The sequence below is a fragment of the Natronomonas amylolytica genome, assembly GCF_037031205.1.
In the GTDB taxonomy this organism is placed as follows: domain Archaea; phylum Halobacteriota; class Halobacteria; order Halobacteriales; family Haloarculaceae; genus Natronomonas; species Natronomonas amylolytica.
Genome location: NZ_JAYEZM010000008.1, coordinates 80,369 through 106,522, shown reverse-complemented (window position 1 = coordinate 106,522; position 26,154 = coordinate 80,369). Strand labels below are relative to the sequence as shown.

27 protein-coding genes are annotated in these 26,154 nt (G+C 66.0%); 19 read left to right on the top strand and 8 right to left on the bottom strand.

All coding sequences use genetic code 11. From position 1 onward, the window contains the following. Nucleotides 1-11 precede the first annotated feature (11 nt). Nucleotides 12-3,590 carry a chromosome segregation protein SMC gene (smc, locus tag U5914_RS12755; protein WP_336136152.1) on the top strand — a complete coding sequence of 1,193 codons (3,579 nt, stop codon included), beginning with the start codon at nt 12-14 and terminating at the stop codon, nt 3,588-3,590. Further along, nucleotides 3,583-4,761, top strand: a complete 1,179-nt coding sequence (locus U5914_RS12750) for a ScpA family protein (RefSeq protein ID WP_336136151.1) — start codon at nt 3,583-3,585, stop codon at nt 4,759-4,761. The genes smc and U5914_RS12750 overlap by 8 nt, the downstream gene beginning before the upstream one ends. A 180-nt stretch (nt 4,762-4,941) precedes the next feature. On the opposite strand, the gene mtnP is transcribed toward U5914_RS12750, so the two are convergent. From mtnP to U5914_RS12735, 3 genes are read right to left on the bottom strand one after another with little or no spacing between them, the layout of a single operon-like run. Beyond that, nucleotides 4,942-5,787, bottom strand: coding sequence for an S-methyl-5'-thioadenosine phosphorylase (gene mtnP / locus U5914_RS12745; protein ID WP_336136150.1), 846 nt, complete (start codon nt 5,785-5,787; stop codon nt 4,942-4,944). A gap of 31 nt (nt 5,788-5,818) precedes the next feature. Then, on the bottom strand, nt 5,819-6,457 hold the full coding sequence (locus tag U5914_RS12740) for an HD domain-containing protein (protein ID WP_336136149.1): 639 nt from the start codon (nt 6,455-6,457) through the stop codon (nt 5,819-5,821). A gap of 1 nt (nt 6,458) precedes the next feature. After that, nucleotides 6,459-7,151 (bottom strand): phosphoribosyltransferase, encoded by a 693-nt coding sequence (locus U5914_RS12735; RefSeq protein WP_336136148.1) that lies wholly within the window; start codon nt 7,149-7,151, stop codon nt 6,459-6,461. A 98-nt stretch (nt 7,152-7,249) separates the two neighbouring features. On the opposite strand from U5914_RS12735, the gene U5914_RS12730 reads away from it, so the two are divergent. The 8 genes from U5914_RS12730 (at nt 7,250) to U5914_RS12695 (ending at nt 16,397) form a co-directional block, all read left to right on the top strand. Continuing rightward, nucleotides 7,250-7,699, top strand: a complete 450-nt coding sequence (locus tag U5914_RS12730; protein ID WP_336136147.1) for a nucleoside deaminase — start codon at nt 7,250-7,252, stop codon at nt 7,697-7,699. 71 nt (nt 7,700-7,770) lie between these two features. Beyond that, nucleotides 7,771-8,673, top strand: a complete 903-nt coding sequence (locus U5914_RS12725; protein WP_336136146.1) for a PhzF family phenazine biosynthesis protein — start codon at nt 7,771-7,773, stop codon at nt 8,671-8,673. 143 nt (nt 8,674-8,816) lie between these two features. Then, nucleotides 8,817-11,072 carry a phosphoenolpyruvate synthase gene (gene ppsA, locus U5914_RS12720; RefSeq protein WP_336136145.1) on the top strand — a complete coding sequence of 752 codons (2,256 nt, stop codon included), beginning with the start codon at nt 8,817-8,819 and terminating at the stop codon, nt 11,070-11,072. 123 nt (nt 11,073-11,195) lie between these two features. Further along, nucleotides 11,196-12,248, top strand: a complete 1,053-nt coding sequence (gene mfnA, locus U5914_RS12715) for a tyrosine decarboxylase MfnA (RefSeq protein ID WP_336136144.1) — start codon at nt 11,196-11,198, stop codon at nt 12,246-12,248. A gap of 81 nt (nt 12,249-12,329) precedes the next feature. Then, a complete protein-coding gene (locus tag U5914_RS12710; RefSeq protein ID WP_336136143.1) occupies nt 12,330-13,253 on the top strand; it encodes a WD40/YVTN/BNR-like repeat-containing protein in 924 nt (307 codons plus the stop codon). Between the two features lie 75 nt (nt 13,254-13,328). After that, nucleotides 13,329-15,491 carry a methionine--tRNA ligase gene (metG, locus tag U5914_RS12705; RefSeq protein WP_336136142.1) on the top strand — a complete coding sequence of 721 codons (2,163 nt, stop codon included), beginning with the start codon at nt 13,329-13,331 and terminating at the stop codon, nt 15,489-15,491. Between the two features lie 81 nt (nt 15,492-15,572). After that, nucleotides 15,573-15,785 carry a DUF7312 domain-containing protein gene (locus U5914_RS12700; RefSeq protein WP_336136141.1) on the top strand — a complete coding sequence of 71 codons (213 nt, stop codon included), beginning with the start codon at nt 15,573-15,575 and terminating at the stop codon, nt 15,783-15,785. A 51-nt stretch (nt 15,786-15,836) separates the two neighbouring features. Continuing rightward, a complete protein-coding gene (locus U5914_RS12695) occupies nt 15,837-16,397 on the top strand; it encodes an NfeD family protein (protein WP_336136140.1) in 561 nt (186 codons plus the stop codon). A 22-nt stretch (nt 16,398-16,419) separates the two neighbouring features. Here the strand turns inward: U5914_RS12695 and U5914_RS12690 are convergent, their stop codons facing one another. Further along, complete coding sequence (locus U5914_RS12690) at nt 16,420-16,986, bottom strand: class I SAM-dependent methyltransferase (protein ID WP_336136139.1); 567 nt, start codon at nt 16,984-16,986, stop codon at nt 16,420-16,422. Next, nucleotides 16,987-17,427 carry a DUF302 domain-containing protein gene (locus tag U5914_RS12685; protein WP_336136138.1) on the bottom strand — a complete coding sequence of 147 codons (441 nt, stop codon included), beginning with the start codon at nt 17,425-17,427 and terminating at the stop codon, nt 16,987-16,989. It lies immediately after the preceding gene. 131 nt (nt 17,428-17,558) lie between these two features. Here U5914_RS12685 and U5914_RS12680 point away from each other — a divergent pair, with 131 nt between their 5' ends. The 4 genes from U5914_RS12680 (at nt 17,559) to U5914_RS12665 (ending at nt 19,784) form a co-directional block, all read left to right on the top strand. Next, complete coding sequence (locus U5914_RS12680; protein ID WP_336136137.1) at nt 17,559-18,296, top strand: DsbA family protein; 738 nt, start codon at nt 17,559-17,561, stop codon at nt 18,294-18,296. Further along, nucleotides 18,293-18,841, top strand: a complete 549-nt coding sequence (locus U5914_RS12675) for a hypothetical protein (RefSeq protein WP_336136136.1) — start codon at nt 18,293-18,295, stop codon at nt 18,839-18,841. The genes U5914_RS12680 and U5914_RS12675 overlap by 4 nt, the downstream gene beginning before the upstream one ends. After that, nucleotides 18,838-19,263, top strand: coding sequence for a hypothetical protein (locus tag U5914_RS12670; protein ID WP_336136135.1), 426 nt, complete (start codon nt 18,838-18,840; stop codon nt 19,261-19,263). The genes U5914_RS12675 and U5914_RS12670 overlap by 4 nt, the downstream gene beginning before the upstream one ends. A gap of 146 nt (nt 19,264-19,409) precedes the next feature. Continuing rightward, a complete protein-coding gene (locus tag U5914_RS12665; RefSeq protein WP_336136134.1) occupies nt 19,410-19,784 on the top strand; it encodes a truncated hemoglobin in 375 nt (124 codons plus the stop codon). Nucleotides 19,785-19,808: 24 nt separating this feature from the next. Here the strand turns inward: U5914_RS12665 and U5914_RS12660 are convergent, their stop codons facing one another. The 3 genes from U5914_RS12660 to U5914_RS12650 all read right to left on the bottom strand — a co-directional run bounded on the left by U5914_RS12660 (nt 19,809) and on the right by U5914_RS12650 (nt 22,169). After that, on the bottom strand, nt 19,809-20,348 hold the full coding sequence (locus U5914_RS12660; protein WP_336136133.1) for a DUF1684 domain-containing protein: 540 nt from the start codon (nt 20,346-20,348) through the stop codon (nt 19,809-19,811). Between the two features lie 155 nt (nt 20,349-20,503). Beyond that, a complete protein-coding gene (locus U5914_RS12655; protein WP_336136132.1) occupies nt 20,504-21,046 on the bottom strand; it encodes a halocyanin domain-containing protein in 543 nt (180 codons plus the stop codon). 184 nt (nt 21,047-21,230) lie between these two features. Continuing rightward, nucleotides 21,231-22,169: a hypothetical protein gene (locus U5914_RS12650; protein ID WP_336136131.1), complete on the bottom strand. Its 939-nt coding sequence runs from the start codon at nt 22,167-22,169 to the stop codon at nt 21,231-21,233. 338 nt (nt 22,170-22,507) lie between these two features. Between U5914_RS12650 and U5914_RS12645 the strand changes: the two genes are divergently transcribed. From U5914_RS12645 to U5914_RS12625, 5 genes are all read left to right on the top strand, one after another. Continuing rightward, entirely contained in the window at nt 22,508-23,755 is a 1,248-nt protein-coding gene (locus U5914_RS12645) for a M20 family metallopeptidase (RefSeq protein WP_336136130.1), read from the top strand. 88 nt (nt 23,756-23,843) lie between these two features. Then, nucleotides 23,844-24,062, top strand: a complete 219-nt coding sequence (locus tag U5914_RS12640; protein WP_336136129.1) for a YgaP family membrane protein — start codon at nt 23,844-23,846, stop codon at nt 24,060-24,062. A gap of 1 nt (nt 24,063) precedes the next feature. Beyond that, nucleotides 24,064-24,657, top strand: a complete 594-nt coding sequence (locus tag U5914_RS12635) for a class I SAM-dependent methyltransferase (RefSeq protein WP_336136128.1) — start codon at nt 24,064-24,066, stop codon at nt 24,655-24,657. Between the two features lie 113 nt (nt 24,658-24,770). Next, nucleotides 24,771-25,013, top strand: a complete 243-nt coding sequence (locus U5914_RS12630; RefSeq protein WP_336136127.1) for a sulfurtransferase TusA family protein — start codon at nt 24,771-24,773, stop codon at nt 25,011-25,013. After that, nucleotides 25,010-26,152, top strand: coding sequence for an NAD(P)/FAD-dependent oxidoreductase (locus tag U5914_RS12625; RefSeq protein WP_336136126.1), 1,143 nt, complete (start codon nt 25,010-25,012; stop codon nt 26,150-26,152). Before U5914_RS12630 ends, U5914_RS12625 begins: the two co-directional genes overlap by 4 nt. The last annotated feature ends 2 nt before the right edge of the window (nt 26,153-26,154 follow it).

Here is a 26,154-nt window from a genome sequence, read left to right as displayed (position 1 = left end):
CGAGCACCCCCATGCACATCAAAGAGCTCGTCCTCGACAACTTCAAGAGCTTCGGCCGCAAGACGCGAATCCCTTTATACGAGGATTTCACCACCATCAGCGGCCCGAACGGCTCCGGCAAGTCCAACATCATCGACTCGATTCTCTTCGCTTTGGGCTTGGCCCGCACCTCGGGTATCCGGGCCGACAAACTCACGGACCTCATCTACAATCCGGGCCACGAGGATTCGGACGAGGAGTTCGGCGGCGAACGCGAGGCGAGCGTCGAAGTCGTTCTCGACAACGATGACGGCACGCTCTCCCGCGAGCAGGTCGTCTCCGCGGCCGGTTCCGACAAGGTCGGCGATGTCGACGAGGTATCCATCCGCCGCCGCGTCAAACAGACCGACGAGGACACCTACTACTCCTACTACTACCTCAACGGTCGCTCGGTCAATCTCTCGGACATTCAGGACCTGCTGGCGCAAGCGGGTGTAACCCCCGAGGGTTACAACGTCGTCATGCAGGGCGACGTGACCGAAATCATCACGATGACGGCCGGAAACCGGCGGCAGATTATCGACGAGATCGCCGGCGTCGCGCAGTTCGACGCCAAGAAGGAGGACGCCTTCGACGAACTGGAGACGGTTCAGGAGCGCGTCGACGAGGCCGAACTCCGCATCGAGGAGAAACAGGAACGGCTCGACCAACTCGAAGACGAACGCGAGACGGCCCTCGAATACCAGGACCTCCGTGACGAGAAACAGGAGTACGAGGGCTATCTGAAGGCCGCCGAACTCGAGGACAAACGCGAGGAACTCGAGGAGACCACGGCCGCCATCGACGAGAAGGAAGACGAACTCGAGGACCTCCAGCGCGAACTCGACGAACGGCAGGGGCGGGTCACGCGACTCGAAGAGGACCTCGCAGACCTCAACGCCGAAATCGAGCGGAAGGGCGAGGACGAACAGCTCGCCATCAAGCGGGAAATCGAGGAGATCAAGGGCGACATCTCGCGGCTGGAGGACAAGATCGATGCCGAGGAGGAGCGCATCGAGGACGCCGAGACCAAGCGCCGCGAGGCCTTCGTGCAGGTCGACCGCAAGCAGGAGAAAATCGAGGAACTCGACGGCGACATCCGCAACAAGAAGGTCGAGAAGTCCTCGCTGAAGGCCGACATTCAGGAGCAGGAGGCCGAACTCGAGGAGGTCGAAGCCGAGATTCAGGCCGTCGACACCGAATACGAGGAGGTCCGAGACGCCCTCGAAGAGAACCGCGAGCGGATTCAGGAACTCAAAGACGAGAAGAACGACCTCCAGCGCGAGCAGGACCGCCTGCTCGACGAGTCCCGGCGGCGCTCGAAGGAGGAACGCGAGAAGAAGGCCGAAATCGAGGCGGCCGAAGACGAACTGCCGGAACTGGATGCCCAGTTGTCGGACCTCGAAAACGAACTGGAGAAGGCCGAGGCCAACCGCGAGACGATTACCGAGGTCGTCGAGGACCTCAAAGGGGAGAAACGCGAACTTCAGGAGGACCTCGAAAGCGTCGAGGACGACCTCTCGGCGAAACAGCAGGAGTACGCCGAGTTGGAGGCCCGCGCGGGGGAAAGCGGCGACAACTCCTACGGCCGCGCGGTCACGACGATTCTGAACGCCGAAATGGACGGCGTCCACGGGACGGTCGGGCAGTTGGGCAGCGTCGCCCCCGACTACACGACTGCCTGTGAGACGGCCGCCGGCGGTCGACTGGCGAACGTGGTCGTCGATGACGACGGCGTCGGTCAGGACTGTATCGAGTACCTCAAATCCCGCAACGCCGGCCGGGCGACCTTCCTCCCGATGACGGAGATGAACGGCCGGTCGTTGCCGTCGGCGCCCGATATGCCGGGCGTGGTCGACTTCGCCTACAACCTCATCGACTTCGACCCGACCTACGCGGACATCTTCTCGTATGTCGTCGGCGACACCCTCGTCGTCGAGGACATGGAGACGGCCCGCGACCTGATGGGCGAGTTCCGCCTCGTCACGTTGGACGGCGACCTCGTCGAGAAGTCGGGCGCGATGACCGGTGGCTCGAAATCCGGCTCCCGCTATTCGTTCACCAAGAGCGGGAAGGGCCAACTCGAACGCGTCGCCGAGCAGATCACCGACCTCGAAGACGAGAAACAGTCGATTCGGTCGGACATCCGCGATGTCGAAGAGCGCCTCGACGACGCCCGCGACCGACAGACCGACGCCGCCGAACAGGTCCGTGACATCGAATCCGACATCGAATCGGTCGAGAGCGAGCGCGAGGATGTCGAGGCGCGCATCGAGCGTCTGCAGGACGAACTCGCCGACATCGAGGGCGAGCGCGAGGACGTCGCCGAACAGATGGAGGAACTGGAGGCCGACCTCGAGGCGAAAAACGAGGAAATCGACGCCGTTCAGGAGGATATCGACGAACTCGAAGCCGAACTGCAGGCCTCCGAGATTCCGGAACTGACGAGCAAGGCCGAGGAGATTCGCGAGGAAATCGCCGACCTCGAAGACCGGATAGACGACCTCGACGGCGACCTCAACGAACTGCAACTCGAAAAGCAGTACGCCGAGGAGGCCATCGAGGACCTCCACGACGACATCGAGGAGGCCCAGAACAAGAAGGCCGAGGCCGAAGAGCGCGTGGTCGAACTCGAGGAGGGAACCGAGGCGAAGGAGGCCGAACTCGAGGAGAAAGAAGCGGAGGTCGCGGAACTCGAAGAGGAGCTTTCGGACCTCAAGGCCGACCGCGAGGAACTGAAGAACGAACTCGGCGACGCCAAGGAGGCCCGCGACGAGCAGAAAGAACAGGTTTCCCGCGTCGAGTCGAAACTCGAGGACCTCCGGGACCAGCGTGACCGCCTCGAGTGGGAGGTCGACGAACTCGCTTCGCAGGTCGAAGACTACGACCCCGAGGAGATTCCGGACCACGACACGGTCCAGACGGAGATTCAGCGCCTCGAAGCCGAGATGGAGGCCCTCGAACCGGTCAACATGCTCGCTATCGACGAGTACGACGAGGTCCAAGACGACCTTGAGGACCTCGAAGCGAAGCGGGATACGCTGGTCGACGAGGCCAACGAGATTCGCGACCGCATCGACCAGTACGAGGCCCGCAAGAAGGAGACGTTCATGGACGCCTACGAGGGAATCAACGAGCAGTTCGAGGACATCTTCTCGCGGCTCTCGGGCGGGTCGGGCGAACTCGTCTTAGAGGACCCCCAAGACCCCTTCGAGGGCGGCCTGACGATGAAGGCCCAACCGCGGGATAAGCCGGTCCAGCGGCTCGACGCGATGTCCGGCGGCGAGAAGTCCCTGACCGCGCTGGCCTTCATCTTCGCCATCCAGCGGTACAATCCGGCGCCCTTCTACGCGCTGGACGAGGTCGACGCCTTCCTCGATGCCGCCAACGCCGAGATGGTCGGCGAGATGGTCGAGGAACTGGCCGGCGACGCCCAGTTCGTCGTCGTCTCCCACCGCTCGGCGCTGCTGGAGCGCTCCGAGCGCGCCATCGGCGTGATGATGCAGGACGACAACGTCTCCGCGGTGACTGGCATCGACCTGTCGGCGGAGGGGGTGCCGGCAGATGACTAGCGATGGCGAGCGGAGCGAGCCATCGAAAGAAGCCGAACGGGGAGCGGATACGACCCGTGAGGCCAGCGAGGACGACCGCAGGGAGTCCTCGGAAACGCGAACGGGGAGCGAAGCAACCCGTGAGCGCGGCGATAGGTTCGATGCGTTCGATGACGGCTCCGACGACGACAAACGCGCCGACGGCGGCGCGGCCGACGACATCCCGCTGAACATCGCGGGCCACGAGAAGGAGAAGAAGCGCCGGGAGCAGGAAAACAGCGCGAGCACGAACGGCACCAGCGCGAACGGTACGGACCCGAACGGCAACGGGGCCGGAGACATCGACGAGGAGGACGACGCAGTCCTCTCGGAGTTCGACGTTTCCGAACCGGACGCCGACGATGACGAGGTCGAACCCGTCGAGTTGCTCGTTCAGTTGGCCAAGGACGACGAAATCGACCCGTGGGACATCGACGTGGTGACGGTCACCGACAAGTTCCTCGACCGCCTCGACGAGGCGGACCTCCGGACCGGCGGGCGGGCGCTGTTCTACGCGTCGGTCCTGTTGCGGATGAAAAGCGACGCGATGTGGGTCGACGAAGACGAGCAGGACGAGGAGTGGGGCGACGAGCCGTGGGAAGAGGGCCCGCCGCCCGAGGAGGGCGGGCCGGTCGTCGACCCGTTCGACAAGCTAGAGCGGGAAATCGACCGTCGTATCGACCGGAAACGTGCCCGCGGGATGCCGGAGACGCTGGACGAGTTGGTTCGGGACCTCCGGGAGCACGAACGCGACACGTGGTGGAAGGAATCCCGAACGTACGACACCTCGGAGTCGCCGTCCGGGTTCTCCCGTGGCGCGCAGACGCTGGATTACCACTCGGGCGACGACTTCCGGATGGACGACGAACCGACCGCCGACGACGTGACGGGGACGGCCCACGACGAGCACATGGAGGACATCATCAACGACGTCTACGTCGAACTCCAGAACCACTACGAGGCGGGCCGCGACGAGGTACTGTTCGCCGAGGTTCGGGAGGCCGGCGGGTCGACGGTCAACACGTTCCTCGGACTGCTCTTCTTGGCCCACCGCGGGCAGATACAACTCCAGCAGGACGACCTCTTCGGCGACCTCTGGGTGCAGGACCCCTCGGCGATGCCCGTCGAGGAACCCGCGACGGCCGACGACTGATAGGTTCGCGTCTCCGAACAACTCCGGAAACGTTTGCCGATAGGTTTATATTCGAAACTATGGTATGTTATGTCGAACCATGACTCCGTCACGATTCAGAGAGCGGCTCGCCGAGACCCGCGACCGGGTCGACCCCGACGACGTGGTGACGGCGCTGACCTACGTCCGTGAGGACGGCCGTCAGCGGTAATCCTCGATGAGTAGCTTCACCTCTTCGCGTGTTTCGCGGCCGATAGCCTCGGGTGGCGTGTTGATGGCGCCCTCGAGCGCCTGCTGACACGAACAGTCGGGGCTCTCGTCGAGCGCGCCGACTATCGCGTCGAGCAGGTCGGACATCGACCCCTCGTTCGCTTCGGCGTTGGCCAGGACCGTCTCAAGCGATACTTCCTCGCCCTCGTACCAGACGTCGTAATCGGTGATGCCGGTTATCGTCGCATAGCAGAGTTCGGCCTCGCGGGCGAGATGCGCCTCGGGGACCGTCGTCATGCCGACGATATCGAAGCCGCGGTCCCGGTAGAACTCGCTTTCGGCCTTCGTCGAGAACTGCGGCCCCTCGATACAGACGTATGTGCCGCCGTCGACAACCTCGGCGTCGGTCGCGTCCGCGTGGTCGGCCAGTTCGTCGGTCAGATGCGGACAGTAGGGTTCGGCCATCGAGACGTGGACGGTGATGCCGTCGCCGAAAAAGGAGCGGGGGCGGTCCCGTGTCCGGTCGAACAGTTGGTCGGGAACCACGAGGGTCCGCGGTGGCAGGCCCTCCCGGAGGCTCCCGACGGCGTTGGTCGCGATGACGCGGTCGACGCCGATTTGCTTCAGCGCGTAGATGTTCGCCCGATAGGGGACGTTCGTCGGGTCGTACTGGTGGTTGCGGCCGTGTCGCGGGAGAAAGGCGACCTTCGTCCCGTCGACCTCACCGACCTCCAGCGGCGCGCTCGGGGCGCCGAACGGTGTCTGGACGCGCTCCTCGTAGCTGTTCTCGAAGCCCAGCGCCTCGTAGATGCCGCTGCCGCCGATGATGCCGAGCATAGGGTGCAGTTCGCGGGCCGGGAACTTCGCTTTATGGCCCGCCGTCGGTGGCCCCGCCGGCCTCCGATTCGGCTCTGGCGGCCTCGTATCGCTCCCGCACCCGCTCGAATAACTCTCGACCCCGCTCGGTCGAGATTCGTGGCTCGCTGGTCGCGAAGAACTCGTCGAGGGCGTCGTACTCCTCGAAGTGCTCGTTGTCCGCGTCGGGGTCGTAGCGGCCTTCGCGCTCGTAGACCAGCGCCTGCAGGCAGGTATCCAGTAGGTCCATGTCCTTGACGAACCGCGCTTCCGGGCTCTCGCGGGCCTCGTATTCCTCCCAGACCTCCCTGATGTCCTCGCCGAGTCCCGCAAGCGGCCCGTCCATGGCCGCACGTTCGCGGCATTCTTTCTCGGCTTCGTCGACGGTTTGGGCGTCCGTCTCGGCTCTGGTCGCGATGTCGCCGACCTCGGCCTCGGCGACGTCGTGGACGGCCGCGAGTTCGAGCGCGCGCTCGCGGTCGAGGTCCGACGGACAGAAGCGGACGACGAGCAGGCTCACGCCCCACGAATGGGCGGCGACCGATTCCGGACGCTCGATGCCACGGAGTTGCCACCCCGTTCGCCCCTCGTCTTTTAAATCGTAGGCGCTTGCCAGCGCCTCGATGGCCGCATCGGTCGGTTCGGCGGTCACGCTACGCGAGTCGCCAGCGTCCCTCGCCGGCGGCTTCGGCGACGTTGCGGCGCTCCATCTCGTCGAGTACCTCGTCGAGGCGGTTCGGCTGGGCGATTTCCATCTCGATGCGCTCGACGCGGTGATACTCCGAGAGGAAATGGCGGATGTCGGCCTTGGTGAACGTCTCCTGGTCGGCCTTCTCCATGACGCCGCTGATGAGGTCGATCATGTCCTCGATGAAGTTCCAGGGGTAGACGACCCACGTCCACTCCTCAAGGCGCTCGCCGACGAACTCGGGTTCGAACTCGCTGGTCTGGAGCAACTGGAGGGTCGCGGTCCGGACGTTCGCACAGTCGCGGTCGTTGACGTACTCGTGGGCCCGGCGGATGGAACCGCCCGTGTCGGCGATGTCGTCGATGACCAGCACGTCCTTGCCCTCGACGCTGCCCTCGGGCATGGGGTACCGGACCTGCGGTTCGTCGGCCTTCTGGCCGGTGCCGACGTAGTGTTCCATCTTCAGACTCGTCAGGTCGTTGAGGCCGAGGAAGTCACAGATACAACGGCCGGCGAACCAGCCGCCGCGGGCCAGCGCGACGACGACGTCCGGCTCGAAGTCGGCCGCCTTGACCTGATTTGCGACGTTCCGACAGAGGCCGTAGATGTACTCCCAGTTGGTGACGGTACATTTGAATTCGTCCGGGAGGTCGCTCATATCCGGGAATCGGAGGCGCCCGGCATTAATCCCTCCGGCACGGCCGGACGCGCCGTGTCGGCCGAACGCCTAAGCCTCGGGCGCCGAAACGGGGCGGCATGCCCGATTTCGAGGCCTTCGACCACGAGTCCCACATACACGAGGCCATCGCCCTCGCACGCGAGGCGGTCGAGCGCGAGGACCGACCGTTCGGCTCCGTGCTGGTCCGGGACGACGAAATCGTCATGCGTGAGTCGAATCACGTGCTCACGGAAGACGACATCCGCCGCCATCCGGAACTCCATCTCGCCTATCGAGCCATGCGCGAGATGGACCCGGAAACGCGCGCTGAGACGGTCATGTACACCAGCACCGAGCCCTGTCCGATGTGCAGCGGGGGGATGCGGTACGCGGGCTTCGGTCGCGTCGTCTACAGCGTGAGCGCCGAGGAGGTCGTCGAGTTCACGGGCGGCGAGCCGGCGACTCGGGCCGCCGAGATTCTCGACTGTGAGGTTGCCGGGCCGGTCGAAAACGAGGCCGGCCGTGCTGTCCACGAGTCGTTCTGGTAGCAGGTCGGTGACGGCCGTCCGAATCCCGACCACGGCGCCCGACTTAAGAACCGTCCGCGAGACGTGCCCGTATGGACACCCGACGCACGCTTTTGGTCGACGCCTTCACCGACGAACCGCTTTCGGGGAACCCCGCAGGGCTGGTTCCTGACGCCGACGGACTGTCCGAGGAGGCCATGCAGGCAATCGCCGACGAACTCAACGCCTCCGAAACCGCGTTTCTCCTGCCCAGCGACGAGGCCGACCGCCGGGTTCGCTACTTCACGCCGACACAGGAGGTCGACCTCTGTGGTCACGCGACGGTCGCCAGCCACGCGTGGCTGGCCGAAGATGGCCGACTCGACGACGGCGAACACACCCTCGAGACGAACGTCGGCGTCCTCGACATCGAAATCGAGGAGGGAACGGTCTGGATGACACAGGATACCGCCGAGGTGAACCGCGTCGACCTCGAGTACGAGCGGGTGGGCGCGGCGCTGGGCGTCGACCCCGCGACCATGACCGACATCGGCGCCGACATGCCGCTGGCGACGGCCTCGACCGGCCTCGGCTTCCTCATGGTGCCGGTGAACTTCCTCGAAGTCCTCTCGGGCATGGACCCCGATATGGGCGCCATCGCCGAACTGACCGAAGAACTGGACGTGACCGGGGTCTACGCCTTCACATTCGACGCGCTGGACCGGGATTCGACGCTCCACGCGCGGATGTTCGCGCCCGCGGCGGGCGTCGACGAGGACCCCGTGACGGGGACGGCCTCGGGGGCGGCCGGCGCGTATCTCCGCGAGTACCGGGCCTTCGACGGGGAGTTCCCCGACGAGATGGTCTTCGAGCAGGGCCACTTCCTCGACCGGCCGGGGCGGGTTCGGGTGCGGGCCCGGAGCGACCCCGTCGCGGTCGGTGGCCGGGCGGTGACGGCCGTCGACGGCAGTATCGTCGTTCCGGAGTTCGACGAGGACAATATTATCGAGGCGTAGGCGGCGCGCCATCCTAACTGGCGCTGTCGGCCGAATCGACGCGTGTGGGCCGCTAGCAACCCGATATCGTTCCTGACAATCCTTGTCGGAAAGGCGCGCTTCGGAACCTTCTTTAGCGGTGTGGACGGTCACTCACGTACAAGATGGCTGTACTCTGGCTGGACGAAATCGGGTCCGACGACCTCGGGGCGGTCGGCGGCAAGGGCGCATCCCTCGGCGAAATGACGGCCGCGGGACTGCCCGTTCCGCCCGGTTTCGTAGTCACCGCGCAGACCTACCGAACGTTCATCGAGGAGACCGGCATCGACGAGGAGCTGTTCGAGGCAGTCGACGTCGATTCCGAGGACTCAGCCGCGCTGGCCGAGGCCGAGGCCACCGCCAAGGAACTCATCCTCGAGACCGAGATGCCCGAACCGGTCCGTGAGGACATCGTCGCGTCCTACGACGACCTCGACGACGGCGAAGCGTTCGTCGCCGTCCGGTCCTCCGCGACCGCCGAGGACCTTCCGGACGCCTCCTTCGCCGGACAGCAGGAGACGTTCCTCAACATCACCCGTGAGGACCTCGTCGACCGCGTCAAGCGCTGCTGGGCGTCGCTGTTCACCCAGCGCGCCATCTACTACCGCAACGAGCAGGGCTTCGAACACGACGTCGTCGACATCGCCGTCGTCGTCCAGAAGATGGTCGACGCCGAGAAGTCGGGCGTCATGTTCACCTCCCACCCCTCGACCGGCGAGCCGAAGATCATCATCGAGGCCGCGTGGGGTCTCGGCGAGGCCGTCGTCTCCGGGTCCGTCTCCCCGGACAACTACGTCATCGACCGCGAGACCGACGAGGTGCTGGAGGCGACCGTCGCCGACAAGAAGACGATGATGCTCCGCGACGAGGAGACCGGCGAGACCGTCGAACGGGAGGTCCCCGACGACCGGCGGAACGCCCGCGTGCTCGACGACGACGAGATAGAGGCACTGGTCGACCTCGGCGAGCGCGCCGAGAACCACTACGACGAACCGCAGGACATCGAGTGGGCCATCGTCGACGGCGAGGTCTACATGCTGCAATCCCGACCCATCACGACGATTTCGGAGGGGGCCGCCGAGGAGGCGACCGCCGACGGGAACGGCGAGGCGACCCAACTCGTCAAGGGCCTCGGCGCGTCGCCGGGCATCTCCTCGGGTCCCGTCCGCATCGTCCGGAAACTCGACCAACTCGATAAGGTCGGCGAGGGCGACATCATCGTCACCGAGATGACGACGCCCGACATGGTGCCCGCCATGAAACGCGCGAGCGGCATCGTCACCGACGAGGGCGGCATGACCAGCCACGCCGCCATCGTCGCCCGCGAACTCGGCGCCCCCGCAGTCGTCGGCGCCGGTAACGCCACCGAAATCCTCGGCGACGGGCAGGTCGTCACCATCGACGGCGACAAGGGCACCGTTACCGAGGGGTCGGTCGAACCCGACGAGGAGACCGACGCCGTCGAGGAGGTCCGCCCACAGAGCCCCGTCAAGCCGATGACGGCGACCGAAGTGAAGGTCAACGTCTCCATCCCCGAGGCCGCCGAACGCGCCGCCGCGACCGGCGCCGACGGCGTCGGCCTCCTGCGGACGGAGCACATGATCCTCTCGACGAACAAGACGCCCGAGCGGTACCTCGAAGACCACGGCAAGGACGCCTACATCGACGAGATCGTCGAGGGCGTCCGCGGCGTCGCCGACGAGTTCTACCCCCGCCCCGTTCGCGTTCGCACGCTCGATGCCCCAACCGACGAGTTCCGGCAACTCGAAGGCGGCGAGGACGAACCCCACGAGCACAACCCGATGTTAGGCTACCGGGGCATCCGTCGCAGCCTCGACCGGCCGGACGTCTTCAAGTACGAACTGGAGGCGTTCAACCGCCTGTTCGACATGGGCTACGACAACGTCGAGATCATGTTCCCGCTGGTCAACGACGCCGAGGACGTCCTGCAGGCCCGGAACCTGATGGAAGAGGTCGGTATCGACCCCGAGAAGCGCCGCTGGGGCGTCATGATAGAGACGCCCGCCTCTGCGCTGACCATCGAGGAGATGGCCGCCGAGGACATCGACTTCGCCTCCTTCGGCACGAACGACCTCACCCAGTACACCCTCGCCGTGGACCGCAACAACGAGCACGTCGCCGACCGCTTCGACGAACTCCACCCCGCGGTGCTGAAACTCATCGGCACCACCATCGAGACCTGCCGCGAACACGACATCGACACCTCGATTTGCGGACAGGCCGGCTCCAAGCCGCAGATGGTCCAGTTCCTCGTCGAGGAAGGCGTCTCCTCCATCTCGGCGAACATCGACGCCGTCCGTGATGTCCAACACGAGGTCAAGCGGAAGGAGCAGGAACTGCTGCTGGATTCGGTCCGGTAACGTCGCCGCGCTCCCGATTGCGGCACCCGAATCGCGACCTTTCTGACCGACTCCGTAGCGCGGCCCGTACGACGGCATCCGCAACCGCTACTGCTAAAAGCCCGGACACGAATTCCGATACGTATGCAGCGGGCCGAACCGCAGGATTTCAGCCGAGTGCTGTCGTCGATGTGTACCGAGCCACATCCGTCGGCCCGCGAGGCGGCCGAACGCTTCCTCGCAACGAACCCCGGCGACCCCGGAACCTACGAGACGGTCGCCAAACTCGAACGGGAGGCCGTCGACCTGCTCGGGGAGGTCGCGGGCCTGCCCGACGCGGCGGGCTACATCTCCTCGGGCGGCACCGAGGCCAACATCCAGGCGGTTCGCATCGCCCGCAACCGCGCCGACACCCGGAACCCCAACTTCGTCGCGCCGGCCTCCGCGCACTTCTCGTTCCGCAAGGCCGCCGACATCCTCGGCGTCGAGTTGCGGACCGCGCCCCTCGAGGACTACCGCGCGAACCTCGACGGCGTCGCCGAACTCGTCGACGAGGATACCGTCCTCGTCGTCGGCGTCGCCGGCACCACCGAGTACGGCCGCGTCGACCCGATTCCCGCGCTGGCCGACATGGCCAACGACGTCGGCGCGCTCTGTCACGTCGACGCCGCGTGGGGCGGGTTCGTCCTTCCCTTCACGGCCCACGCGTGGAACTTCGAGGACGCCGACATCGACACGATGACCATCGACCCCCACAAGATGGGGCAGGCGGCGGTCCCCGCGGGCGGCCTGCTGGCCCGCGGCCCGGAACTGCTGGACGAACTCGCCATCGACACGCCGTATCTGGAATCCACCTCGCAGGTGACGCTGACCGGGACCCGCAGCGGCGCGGGCGTCGCAAGCGCCGTCGCCGCGATGGAGGAGTTGTGGCCCGAGGGCTACGAGGCCCAGTATCGGCGCTCCCAGACCAACGCCGACTGGCTGGCCGCCGAGGTCCGCTCCCGCGGCTTCGACGTCGTCTCGCCCGTGCTTCCCATCGTCGCGATGGATTTCTCCCGCGACCTCATCGCCGAGTTGCGCGACCACGGCTGGCGCATCTCGCCGACCGAGAACGGCGAGGCCCGCGTCGTCTGTATGCCCCACGTCACCCGGCCGATGTTACAGGAGTTCCTCTCGGACCTCGACCGGTTGGCGTGAGTCGAACGGCACACGGGGTCGATTCCTCCCGCGAACACCTAACGGTCCAAACTTAAGGCCCCCCACGTACTGGGGCCATCCATGAACCTGATTCTGGGGGCACGAACGGGCGTCTTCCGTGGGGACCCGGACGCCGACGAGGACCCGGTGCGCGTTCTCGATTGCGACCGCGTCCTCCGCGTTCGGGCGTTCGGCCCACGGGTCTACGCGGCGACCCGCAGCGGCCTCTATCGGTCGCTGGACGGCGGCCGGTCGTGGAACCACATCGAAACGCCGCGGCCGGAGGTGTATTCGGTGCTGGAGGCCCCGGTCGGCGAACGGCTCTACGTCGGCACCCATCCTGCCCACGTCTACGTCTCCGAGGACGCGGGCGAGTCGTGGGCCGAGTGTGAGGCGTTTCAGGACCTTCCCTCCCGCGAGGAGTGGTACACGCCGCGGCACCGAAACGAGTCCCACGTCCGGGCGCTGCGGTCGGCGGGCGGCGAGCGCATCGTCGCCGGCGTCGAGGTCGGCGGCGTCCATCTCAGCGAGGACGGCGGCGAGACGTGGACCGAGCGCCGCGACGGCGTCCACGACGACGTCCATCACGTGCTCGTACAGGACGCCGAGGAGTGGGTCGCCTCGACGGGGACCGGGCTCTATCGGACGCGGGATTCGGGCCGGTCGTGGACGCGCCTCGACGGGGACCTCGACCGGCGGTACTTCCGCGAGGCCTTCGCCTACGAGGGCCGCCTCTATGCGGCCGCGACCGCGGGTCCGCCGCCGACGTGGGACGGTCCGAAGGGGACCGACGCCGCCCTCTACGAGTCCACCGACGGCGGCGACACGCTCGAACCCGTCGAATACGCGGGGGCGCCCGGCGAGTTCGTCCTCTCGTGGGCGGCGGCAAACGGCGACGTCTACGCGGGCACGACCGGCGGCCTCCTGCTTCGGCGGGAGGCCGACGGCTGGTTCGGCGTCGGGTCGATACCGGCCGAAATCGGGTCGCTTGCGGCCGTCGAGTAGGGGCCTCGCCGCTCGAACCCCGAAGGTGCGTCCCATAGCGGGACTGTTTTACCCTCCACGGTCCGCATGTCGTGTATGCACGAGGAGTTCCCTACCGACGAGCCCGCGGTGGTCACCTGCGGGTTGCCGTACGCCAACGGCGACCTGCACGTCGGCCACCTGCGGACCTACGTCAGCGGTGACGCCTTCTCCCGGGCGCTGGACCGTGTCGGCCAGAACGTCGCCTTCGTCTGCGGGTCGGATATGCACGGCACGCCCATCGCCGTCAACGCCGCCGAGGAGGGCGTCGACCCCGAGTCCTTCGCCCTCGAATACCACGAGCAGTACGAGGAGACGTTCCCGAAGTTCAACGTCGACTTCGACAACTACGGCCACACCCACGACGAGACGAACACCGAGGTGACACGGGAGTTCGTCCGCTCGTGGATCGACAACGACCACATCGTCGAGAAGGAAATCGAGGTCGCGTGGGATGCCGAAACCGACCAGCCGCTTCCGGACCGCTTCGTCGAGGGCACCTGTCCCTACTGCGGCGAGAAGGCCCGCGGCGACGAATGCGACGAGGGCTGTCAGCGCCACCTCGAACCCGGCGAAATCGAAGACCCCGTCTCGACGATTACGGGCAACCCCGCCGAGTACCGCACCCGCCCTCATAAATTCCTCCGCCTGTCGGACTTCCAGGAGTACCTCAAAGAGTTCATCGACCGACTCGAGGGCACCGAGAACGCCCAGAACCAGCCGCGTGAGTGGATAGAGGGCGAACTCGAGGACCTCTGTATCACCCGCGATATGGACTGGGGTATCGACTACCCCGGCGAGGGTGAGGAAGCCGAAGACCTCGTCCTCTACGTGTGGGTCGACGCGCCCATCGAGTACGTCTCCTCCACCAAGCAGTACTCCGAGCGGGTCGGCACCGACGAGTTCGACTGGGAGGCCGCCTGGAAGAACCAAAGCGACGGCACGCCCCCCGAGGGTGGTGAGGCGAGCGATGCGAGCCGATCCTCGTCGGGGTCGGGAACCGTCCCCGACGGCGGCGACATCGTCCACATCATCGGCCACGACATCATCCAGCATCACACCGTCTTCTGGCCGTCGATGCTCCGTGGCGCCGACTACAACGAACCCCGCGCGGTCATGGCCTGTGGCTTCGTCAACCTCGCGGGCAAGGCCTTCTCGACGTCCCGCAATCGGGCGGTCTGGGCCGACGACTACATCGAGTCCGGCCTGCATCCCGACCTCTATCGGTACCACATCATCACCGGCAGCGAGTTCACCGCCGACGTGAACTTCTCGTGGGATGGCCTCCAAGAGCGCGTCAACAGCGAACTCGTCGGCACGCTCGGGAACTTCTGCTATCGCTCGTTGCTCTTCGCCGAGCGGAACTACGACGGCACGCCCGACACCGACGTCAGCGAGGAGGTTCGGGACCGCATCGAGGGGGCGATGGCCGAGTTCCGTGAGGCCATCAACGACTACCGCGTCCGCGGCCTCGGTCGCGCGCCCGTCGAACTCGCGAAGTTCGGCAACGAGTACATCCAGCAGCACGAACCGTGGAAGCTCACCGACGACGACCCCGAGCAGGCCGCACAGGTCATCCGCGACTGCGTCCAGATTTCGAAGGCCGTCGCGGTCCTGATGGAACCCGTCCTGCCGGGCAAGGCCGAGGACCTCTGGAGCCAACTCGGCGAGGATGGTTCGGTCCACGACGCCGACCTCGGCGACGCGCTTGCGGCACCGCCCGCGGAGTTCGACGACCCCGACGAACTCTTCGGCCAGATCGAGGACGACCGCGTCGAGGAACTCAACGAGCAACTGGAGGCGAGCATCGCGGCCGCCGAGGAGGAAACCGACGACGAAACCGAAAGCGACGAGGACGTCGCCGACGAGAGCGAGGACATGGACATCGAACCCATCAACGACGAACGGGTCAGTTTCGAGGCGTTCCAGGACCTCGACCTCCGCGTTGCCGAGGTGCTGTCGGCCGAACCCATCGAGGGCGCCGACAAACTCGCGAAACTGCAGGTCGACATCGGCGTCGAGGAACGGCAAATCGTCGCCGGTATCAAGCAACTCCACGACCTTGAGGAGTTGCCCGGAACGCGCATCGTCGTCGTCGCCAACCTCGAGAAGAACGAACTGTTCGGCGTCGAGTCCAACGGCATGCTGCTTGCGGCCGGCGAGGAGGCCGACCTCCTGACGACCCACGGCGACTCCGAACCGGGCACGAAGATTCGGTAACGGTCGTTTTCCCTTTTAAATCCACCAACGACACCTGCCGTATCCCGACAACCATTTGCGCGCGGTACTGTTATGGCCGGTATGAGCGACCGCGAGGACGCCGCCGAGTCGGACGAGGACGCCGCGGACGAGGAGTGGGCCTACACGCTCTCGGACCTCGAGGACCGCGAGGCGGCCGCCGAGGAGCAGACTCGTCCCATCGAGGCCGACACCCCGTCGCTGGAGGGGACCGTCTTCTTCCTGCTGGGCGTCGCCTTCGCCGTGTTCGTCATCTCGCGGCTCTTTTTGGGCTGAGGTCGCCCCTCCCGTCCGAACCATTAACCACCGGTGACCCCTAGGGCGGGTATGGCCGAACTCTTCGGCTACTCGGTGCCGTTCCTGCTCGTCGTCGGCGGAGCGGTGCTGATGGTCATGGAGGCGTTCGCCCCCGGCGCCCACTTCATCGTCATCGGGCTCGCCCTGCTCACCGCCGGCCTCGTCGGATTGGCCGTCGGTCCCCTCCTTCCGACGGCGATTCTGCCGTTGGTGCTGGCGGCGGTTCTCATCGCCGCCGGCGGTGCTGCCCTCTACGTCTATCGGAACTTCGATTTCTACGGCGGCAAGGGCGCCGGCACGACCTCGGATTCGAAATCCCTGCGCGGCAAGACTGGCCGGGTCACACAGCGGGTCACGAAAAACGAGGGCGAGGTGAAACTCGACAGCGGGGGGTTCAATCCCTATTATCAGGCCCGTGCGATGGACGGCGAGATTCCCGAAGGCGAGGAGGTGATGGTCGTCGACCCCGGCGGCGGCAACGTGGTCACCGTCGAATCCGTCTCGACCTTCGAGGACGACATCGACCGCGAACTCGCCGCCGACCGCCAACGACAGGACCGCGACGCCGACGAGGAACGCGACCCCGCCTGAGGGCTGCCCGGTCGTCGGGCGACTATGCTTCGCCGAGCGTGGCGACTACGAGGAACGTTTCGGGTCGAACCGCTTCGTGGACGATGTCGAAGCCGTGGTCGCCGAGCGCCGCCGTCGCTTCGTCGGCGGTGAACCGCTCGTCGACCGGCGGGCCGTGTTCGCCGCTGCCCGTCGCGGCCCAGTCGACGATGGCGAGTCGTCCGCCGGGCGCCAGCACGCGGCCGATTTCGGCGAGGGCCTCGTCGCTCGCGAACTCGTGGTAGGTCATCGTCGAGAACGCGGCGTCGAGGGCGTCGTCGGCGAGCGGGAGGTCGCCCACGCCGCTGGTCACGGGTTCGACGTTCTCCGGGAGGCCCTTCTCCCGGTAGTAGTCGTGCATCTCCTCCTGTATGTCGACGGCGTACACCTGTTCGGCGTGCGGGGCGACCTCGTCGGTATAGAAGCCGGTGCCGCTCCCGAGGTCGGCGACGGTGTCGGTCCCCTCGGGGGCGACGGCCCAGAGCAGTTCCTCCGCCGAGAGGAACCGGTACCGTCGGGCCGCGTCTTCGAGTCGGTCGGCACCGGAGGCGTCGAAGGTGTGATACCCCATTTACAGGTTCCCGAAGGCGTCGTCGACGAGTTCGCCGGTCTCGGCGATGATGTCGGCCATCTCCTCGTCGTCGGGGGACATGCCGAGGAGGCGCGCGATGCGCATGATGGAGACGTGGTAGACGCGCTGTTGGCCGGGCGCTTCCTCCCAGACGACGACGTTGCAGGGCATCAGCGCGCCGAGGCGGTTGTCGGTGGCGTCGAGCGCGCGGTCGGCGACCGAGGGGTTGCACGCGCCGAGGACGTAGTAGGGGTCCCGCCCCGCGTCGACCTTCTCGTTGAGCATCTCGGAGACGGAGAACTCGACCGGGATGCCGAACCCGGCGTCCGTGAAGGCCTCGCGGACGTGTTCGATGGCTTCCTCGTGGCCCATCTCGAGGGTCGTCTGTTCTTCACCGATTTCGTCCGGATCGATTTGCGAGGGGTCGATAGGGAGTGGCATTCCTGTAATATATTGGGCGCTCGCAGAAAAACTCTTTCGACACCGACACCGACGGTTGCGGACTGTACCGGTCGAATCGGGTGGCCAACAACCATAAAGCCAATCAACGTCGATGGTGTTCTTGCACGTAAATGGATACTAAGAGCAATATTACCCGGCGACGGGCCCTCTTCGCCGGCGGAGCGACGGCCGTCTTCGGCGGCGGTATCGCGTATCTCGCCTCCCGCTCCGAATCGAGTAGTTCGGCGTACGTCCCCGAGTCCTCCCAGTCGAGCGATGGGACGACCGGCCTCGGCGTCGAACTCGCCGGCCGGCCCATCGCCGGCGAATCCGATGCGCCCGTCGATATCTACTACTGGACGGATTACCTCTGTCCCTTCTGCAAGAAGTTCGAGACGGAGACGCTTCCGGACATCGGTGAGAACTACCTCGATACCGGGGAGGTGCGACTCGTCACCCTCTCGTATCCCAACATCGGGGAGTACTCGATGCCGGCGGCCGTCTGGGGCCGGTGTGTCTGGTCGCAGGTCGCCGACAGCAACCCGGACGCCTTCTGGCGCTGGCACGAGGCGGCCTTCGACGAACAGGCCGAATCCGGCAAGGACTGGGCCGACGAGGCGACCTTCCGGGGCGTCACCGAGCGAACCGACGGCGTCGCCGTCTCCGAGGTCGAGACCTGCCGGCAGAACCGCGGCGAGGACATCCGCGCCTCCATCGACCCGAACCTCGAAATCGCGCAGTCGGCGGGGATACAGGGCACGCCGGGGTTCGTCATCTACAATCGTGACTCGGAGGCGGCGGGCAAACTCGTCGGCGCCCACCCCTACGAGAACTTCGAGAGCGCCATCGAGCAGGTTCGACAGGCATGACCGAGACGCGTCTGTCATCGGCGTGGGCCCGCGACCTCGCGTCGGCGCTCGGCTATCCGCTCACGTCGAACGGCCGACTGCTGGTCGCGGGTGCCGTCGCGGTGCTGACCTACGCGCTGTTGGTGTTGAGTACGTTCCCGCAGTTCACGATACAGCTTCTGACGCGGGACCCGACGGACGTCTTCTATGCCGTCGCCTCGCTCACTCGGGAGACGTATCTGAGCGTCGGCTGGCTCGGTCTCGGCCTCGTCGCGGCCTACGCGCTGTTGACGGGCGTGGCCGTGACGAACGCCGTTACCCTCTTCCGTCGGGCCTGCCGACGGAGCGCCTCGACGGCCCTCGGTATCCTTCCGGGCTTTCTGGCCGCCGGCTGTGCGAGCTGTGGCGCCGGCGTCCTCGGCGCGTTGGGCTTCGTCGGCGCGATGGCGGCCCTCCCCTTCGAGGGGAACCTCCTCCGACTCGGCGGCATCCTCCTTCTGGTCGTCTTCCTCGGTCGGACCGGCGACCCACGGACCTGTTCCATCGACGGGGGGCTCCTCTCGTGACGGACGCCGACCGCTCGGGCCGCCAGTGGCGTCTCCTCAGAAGCCTCGGCGTCGGTATCGGCGCGTTCCTGCTTTTCGGGGTCGTGACGGGCCTCCTCCCGAACCCAATCTACGTTCGCATGGTCGAGCGCACGCCGGCCGATTACGTCTTCCTCGTCGCGACTGCCGCCTTCGCCGCGGCGTTCGTCTACCAGCGGTCGCTGACCGACGACCCCATCGGGGACCGCTTTGCGGCCGGCGGCATCGTCGGCGGCTTCCTCGCCTTCGGCTGTCCCATCTGTAACGCGGTGTTGCTCGCGCTGTTCAGTTCGTCGGCGCTGATGACCTACTTCGACCCGCTTCGGCCCCTTCTCGGCACCGTGAGCGTCGTCGCCTTCGCCGGGCTGCTCGTCTATCAGCGGCGACGTTGTGGGCGCTGTTGAGGGGCCGAAGCGGGCTCTGGGGCCGGACGTGTTTCGGAAACTGGGAACCGGCGGGGGATTCTTGTACGCGAATCCCTCTATCGTACGGTAGTGTGGGTTCGGCGGTCGCGGAACCCCATCGACGCACACGACGCCTACGATTCGCTATGAGTGACACGACACTGTACGACCGGCTCGGCGGCCGCGACGGCATCCGGGCGGTCGTCGACGACTTCTACGACCGGCTGGTAGCCGACGATGAGTTGGGACCGTTCTTCGAAGACGCCGACATGGAGGGGCTCCGAAAGACGCAGACGGACTTCCTCTGTGAGGCGGCCGGCGGGCCGGAGTCCTACGACGCGGCTCCGGTTCGTGAGGCACACCTCCACGTCCCGTTTACGCCCGACCACATCCAGCGGGCGGTCGACCTCCTCTACGAGAGCCTCGACGCGTTCGACGTCCCCGAGGAGGACGCCGAGACGGTCGTCGAGGCCGTCGCGGCACACGAGGCGGACCTGCTGGCCTCGCCCGACGACGAGTGAACCGCGCGCTTCGAACGGTCGCGTCTAGTGGTACGCCTTTTCGCCGGCTTCGATTCGCACGTCGAGCCAGTTTTCGGTCGGCGGGAGCGGACACTCGTACTCGTCGGAGTAGGCACAGGTCGGATTGTAGGCCTCGTTGAAATCGAGAACCCACGTTCCGTCGTCGGTTCGGTGGCTCTCGGGTTCGAGGTCGAGATAGCGGCCGGCGCCGTAGGTCTCCTCGCCGCTGGTTGCATCGCGGAAGGGCACCCAGAGCCGCTCGTCGTCGGGGTCGCTCTTGTAGGCTTCGAGGGTGACTTCCTCGCCGTTGACCTCGAACCGGAACTGCCCCCACCGGAGGTAGTCCCGCTCGCCGTCGGTGCTGGTGCCGACGGTCACCGACTCCCTGTCGTCGTACTCGTGCAACGGGAGTTCGAACCGATACGACTCGTCGATGGGGTAGTAGGAAAGCCCCTCGAAGCCGTCCCGCTCGGCCGCCGGTATCGGCGAGTGGGGGTTCGTCCCGAAGTACTCGTCTTTCGCCTCACGGTCCGCCTGAATCTCGGCCATCCAGTCCGTGCTCATATCCGTGTCTAGCAGTTCGTCGGTTCTATGCTTTCGGCCGTTTCTCACCGGCCGGGACGACCCGCGGGTCCCGCCGTATCCCGCCGGACGCCACCGCCGAGCAATCGCGTCCGAGGTGGACGAATCGCCGGAGCGGAATAGGCGTCGAACCCGCCTCAGTCGATGACGATAGAGCCCTTCATGCCGAGCGACAGATGTGGTTCACAGTGGTAGAGTGCGATGCCGGACTCGTCGAACGTGTGCGAGTACTCGTTATCGGCTCCATCAACTGCTTCACCGGAACTGAACTCGTAGTCGGATTCGCCGATCTGATCGTCCGGTTCGGCCTCGATGTTGTGGGCTCCGCCCTCACCGGTCCACTCCCAGAGTACCTCGGTTCCGGACGAAACAGCTACCGCGGATGGTCCGTACGCTAACCCGTCGTCCCCGGCTCCGACGTCTATCGACACATCGCTCTCCTCACGGAGATCCATGATCTCCCCATCGTAATTATTCGCCGCATCACCGACGTCCGTTTCGGTCATCCACTCGTCGACCGCCGGATAGTCGCTCCCCGGAATCGTGTCCGCACCGTTTCCGTTTCCGTTCCCGTCGTCGCCGGTACAGCCCGCCAACCCGGCGACGCCCACCGCCGAAAGCGTGGCAATCGATTTGAGGACCGTACGTCGCTTTCCCTTACCACGTGGCAATCGTTCCATAGCACTAGACTATTGTTCTCAATGCGCATATATTGTCGCCCTTTCTGAACATTCAGAAAGTGGCGAAAGACGGATTGTATCCGCGTATAATCGGAAATGTTCATCGGAAATAATTCTCATTTGATAATTTATGTAGGGTTATGCCGGCGTCCTGGTGGACGCGTTCGGCTGTTACGCCCCGGCTTCAGGAATAGCGGGGCAGCGTGGTCAACTCGCCCAACGGCGCATAAAAGAGGAGGTCCTCCCGTCCGAGGTCTCCCGGGGTTGGACGGCGGTTACCGCCGGTGTGAACGGCCTGCGCGACGAGATAGTTGAACCCGAACGTGAGTTTGAAGTAGTCCTCGACGAGCCGTTCGTCGACGACTGCGGCGAGGGTATCGTACACCGCTCGGCCCTTGGTTCGGGCCGTCTCACACCCCGGTTCGGGGAAGAACTCCCTGGCGAAGAACGCGTATTCCGCCTCGGTATCGGGAAACGCCGGAACCACATCGTCTATCGACCCGGCTGGGCCTGCTCCGAGCGCGTCCTCGTCTATCCGGTCGGCAAACGGGGCGATGGCCTGCCACTCCGGTGCGGGCGAGTCCGGGGACCGGTCCTGATAGAAGTCGATACAGCAGTCGGGATAGCCGTGCAAGCGGCCCTGATACCGCTCGAAGTCCCCGAAGGAATCCGCTACGACCGCCGCGATGTTCTCCTGCATAACCGTCTCCGGCGTCGGGGCGTCATCTTCCCGGAAGAGGTAGACGCGAGCGCCGTAATGGAGACGGTTGTCAGTCCGTAGCCACTCGGGGACGACGAAACAGTGACCCGGGAAATGCCGGTCGAGATGCGCCACTTCCGGAACGGTTCTCAATCGTCGACGGAACCGACGCGAGGCGTCCCAGAGGTGCTGTTCGGTGAGCGATTCGACCTCCACGTCGATGCTCTCGTAGGTCTCCCTGGAGTCTCGCAGGGCGGCTAGTCGTCGCTCACCGGGTGGGAACTCGTCCGCCTGTAGCGCCCGTATCTGGCCGGCGAAATATGTCTCGTCGAGTTGGATACTGGCTCCCTTCCGGTGGCCGTCGAGTACCGCCTGCCCACTGAGTGCGGTAAACGCCGGGAGACGACGAATTCCGTCGGACACGGTCACGCTCTCCCGTGGTCGCCTGCGACCGGATTGTCACTCATGCTCGTTGGGCTCACTACGAACGCGACCCTCGTTAATGACTGGGCAGACCCCCGCTCCTGAAAATTGCCGTTCGTACACCCACTGTCATCGATGGGTCGGGCCCCCGTTTTGCTCGACGCCATCGGCGGTTCGGGCGCTCGATTCGGTGAAAGCAGCCGTTTGCAGCGAATCCTTTTCCCGATTCCAGCCGAACGGTGGGACATGCGAGATACGTTCGTCGTCGGCGACCCGGCCGGAACGAACGCGGACAGCGAGGCGAACCACGACGGCACCGGGGAGAACCGCGACTGACGATGGCCGCCGACGCCCCCGCGGAGTCCGTTGCGAACCGTCGCGACGAACTGATTGAACGCACGCTCGAGTTGCTGTCGGTCGATACGGCGAACCCGCCGGGGTCGACCCACGAAATCGTCGACCTGCTGGAGGCACAACTCGCCCCGCTTCCCGTCGAGGTCGAACGGTTCGCCGTCGACCCGGCGAAACCGAACCTGCTTGTCACCGTCGAGGGGGCCGGCGACGGAACGCTCCTCTACAACGGCCATCTGGATACGGTGCCGTTCGACGCCGACGCCTGGAGCCACGACCCGCTCGGGGAACGCGTCGACGACCGCGTCTACGGCCGCGGCGCGACCGACATGAAGGGCGCCGTCGCCGCGATGCTGCTGGTCATCGAGGCCTACGCCGAACCCGGAACGACCCCGCCGCTCGACCTCGCCTTCGCGTTCGTCAGCGACGAGGAGGTCGGCGGCGACGCCGGCCTGCCGGCGCTTCTGGAGGCCGACCGCCTCGCTGCCGACGCCTGCGTCATCGGGGAACCGACCTGCGAGGAGGGCCGCCACTCGGTGACGGTCGCCGACCGCGGCAGCATCTGGTTGACCCTCGAGGCTCGCGGGGAGGCCGCCCACGGGTCGCGACCGATGCTCGGCGAGAACGCCATCGACCGCCTCTACGAGGGCATCGAGACGCTTCGCGAGCGATTCGGCACCCGAACGTTCGAGTTCGATACCACGATGGCGCCCATCATCGAGGAGTCGGTCGACTACTACGCGCCGATGATGGGCGAAACCGAGGCCCGAAAGCTGTTCACGTCGCCCTCCATCAATCTGGGGACCATCGAGGGCGGCGAGGCCATCAACAGCGTTCCGCAGTCGGCCCGCGCCGAAATCGACATCCGGCTGACGGCGGGCGTCGAGACGCCGGAGATGCTCTCGGAGATACGGGCGTGTGCCGCCGACTGCGAGGGTGTCACCATCGCCGACGTCTCCTGGAGCGTCGGGACGGCCGAACCCCTCGATAGCCCGCTGGTCGAAGCCGTCGCCGCGACCGCCGAGGACGTGGCAGGCGAGCGGGTCTACCGACGAAGCGCGACCGGCGGCGGCGACGCGAAGAAACTCAGAAACGCTGAAATTCCGACCGTCGAGTTCGCCTTCGGGACCGACACGGTCCACGCCGTCGACGAGTACACGACGGTCGACGCCCTCGTCGGCAACGCGACCGTCTACGCCCGCCTCCCGGCGGCGCTGGCGAGCGCGATTCGGTGACAGCGTATCGAGCGACGGGCTGACGGACGGTCCCCGTCCGTGGGAATCGCCACAAGTACTTAAATACAGATGGGGCGTAATATTGGGTATGGAGACCAATATTGGCTCGACCGACCGGACCGTTCGACTCGTGGCGGGCGTGATACTGGCGGCGCTCGGCCTCGCGAACTTCGCCGGCGTCGTGGAACTCGGCTACACCGTCGCCCTGATCGCCATCGTCGTCGGGGGCGTCCTCGTCGGGACCGCCCTGACCCGGATGTGTCTCATCTACCGCATCCTCGGTGTCGATACCTGCCCGGCGCGGTAGGATGGTGCGATTCCAGAACACGGGCCAACCCGACTGGGACTGGTGGGGTCGGCTATGGCCGACGCCCGGGGAGACGTTGCGCCGACTCGGCGTCGAGGCGGGCGAATCGCTCGCCGAGGTCGGGTCCGGCAACGGCTACTTCGCGCTCCCGGCGGCCCTGATAACCGCCCCCGGAACGGTGTACGCCATCGACCTCGACGAGGCCCTACTCGCGGAACTGGAGACCCTCGCCGACCGACAGGGCATCGACAACGTCGACCCACGCTGCTGTGACGCGCGGGCACTGACGGACGGCCTGCCCGAGGCCGTCGATACGGTCCTGCTGGCGAACACGTTCCACGGAATCGACGACCCCGCGGCCTTCGCCGCGGAGGCGTTCGAGGCGCTCGCCCCCGGCGGACGGTTCCTCGTCGTCAACTGGCAGGACCGCCCGCGCACCGAGACGACCGTGATGGGCGAACCGCGCGGGCCACCGACCGAACTCCGGGTGTCGCCCTCGGAGACGCGGGCCGTCGTCGAGGACGCCGCCCCGTTTTCGACCGTCCGTCGCGTCGAGTTGCCGCCCTACCACTACGCGCTCTGCTTCGAGCGGTAGCGCGGCCGTTTCCTCGCCTTCGGGGTCGTGGCCTGACCCACGAACCGGTGTTTCACTATCTTGGAATCAGAGCACAATATTAATACGTCCCTCCCGAAGGTTCACCCGTACCAATGGCCGAAACCGATATCGAACCAACCGCGACCGTCGACGCCCGTGGCGCCGCCTGCCCCGGCCCGCTGATGGACCTCATCGGCAAGATCCGGGACGTGGAGTCCGGCGACGTCGTGCGACTGTTGAGCGACAACGAACAGTCGCTGACCGACGTCTCCGAGTGGGCCGAGGAGGCCGGCAACGAACTCCTCGCCGTCGAGGAACTGGAGGACCACTACGAGTTCTACGTGGAGAAAGCATGACCGAACACGTCGTCATCCTCGGTGGCGGGACCGGCGGGACCGTGCTGGCCAACGACCTCGCCGACCGCCTCGATACCGAACTGGATTCCGGCGAGGTCCGCGTCACGCTAGTCAACGACGACCCCGACCACGTTTATAAGCCGGTCTGGCTGTACGTCCCGTTCGGCCAGCGCGAACCCGAGGACGGCCGCCGGCCGCTTTCCGAACTCGTCGACGACCGCATCGACCTCCGCATCGACCGCGTGACCGACATCGACACGGACGCCCAGCGGCTCCGGTGTCGCGAGGGCCGCTCGCTCGAGTACGACCACCTCGTCCTCGCGACCGGGTCGACGCTCGCGCCCGAGGAGATTCCTGGCCTCGAAGACGCCGGTCACAACTACTACAGCGAATCGGGCGCCGAGACGCTCCGCGAGGAACTGCTCTCCTTCACCGAGGGCCACCTCGTGTTGAGCGTCATCGGGACGCCGCACATGTGCCCGGCCGCGCCGCTGGAGTTCGTGTTCATGGCCGACGACTGGTTCAGAGAGCGCGGCCTCCGCGAGGACGTCGATATCACCTACACCTACCCGATTCAGCGGGTCCACGGCAACCCCCACATCGCCGAGTGGGCACAGCCCATCATGGAGGACCGCGACATCAACGTCGAGACGTTCTTCAACGCCGAGGAAATCGACCCCGAAGCGGACATCATCACCTCGATGGAGGGGTCTGATATCGACTACGACCTCCTCGTATCGATTCCGCCCCACCGCGGTATCGACCTCGTCGAGGAGGCGGGCCTCGGCGACAACGGCTGGGTCGACGTCGACAAACACACCCTCGAAGCCGAGGCCGCGGAGAACGTCTACGCGCTCGGTGACACGGCCGATACGGGCGTGCCGAACGCCGGCAGCGTCGCCCACTATCAGGCGGGCGTCGTCGGCCAGCGACTCGCCAGCGAGATTCGCGGCCGGCCGGCCACAGCGACCTACGACGGCAAGACGCTGTGTTTCATCGAGACCGGCATGGACGCGGCCTCGTTCGTCGAGTTCGACTACGAGAACCCGCCGTCGCCAGCGCCGCCGTCCCAGAAGCTCCACTGGTCGAAACTCGCGTACAACGAATCCTACTGGCTCACCGCGAAGGGGTTGCTCTGACC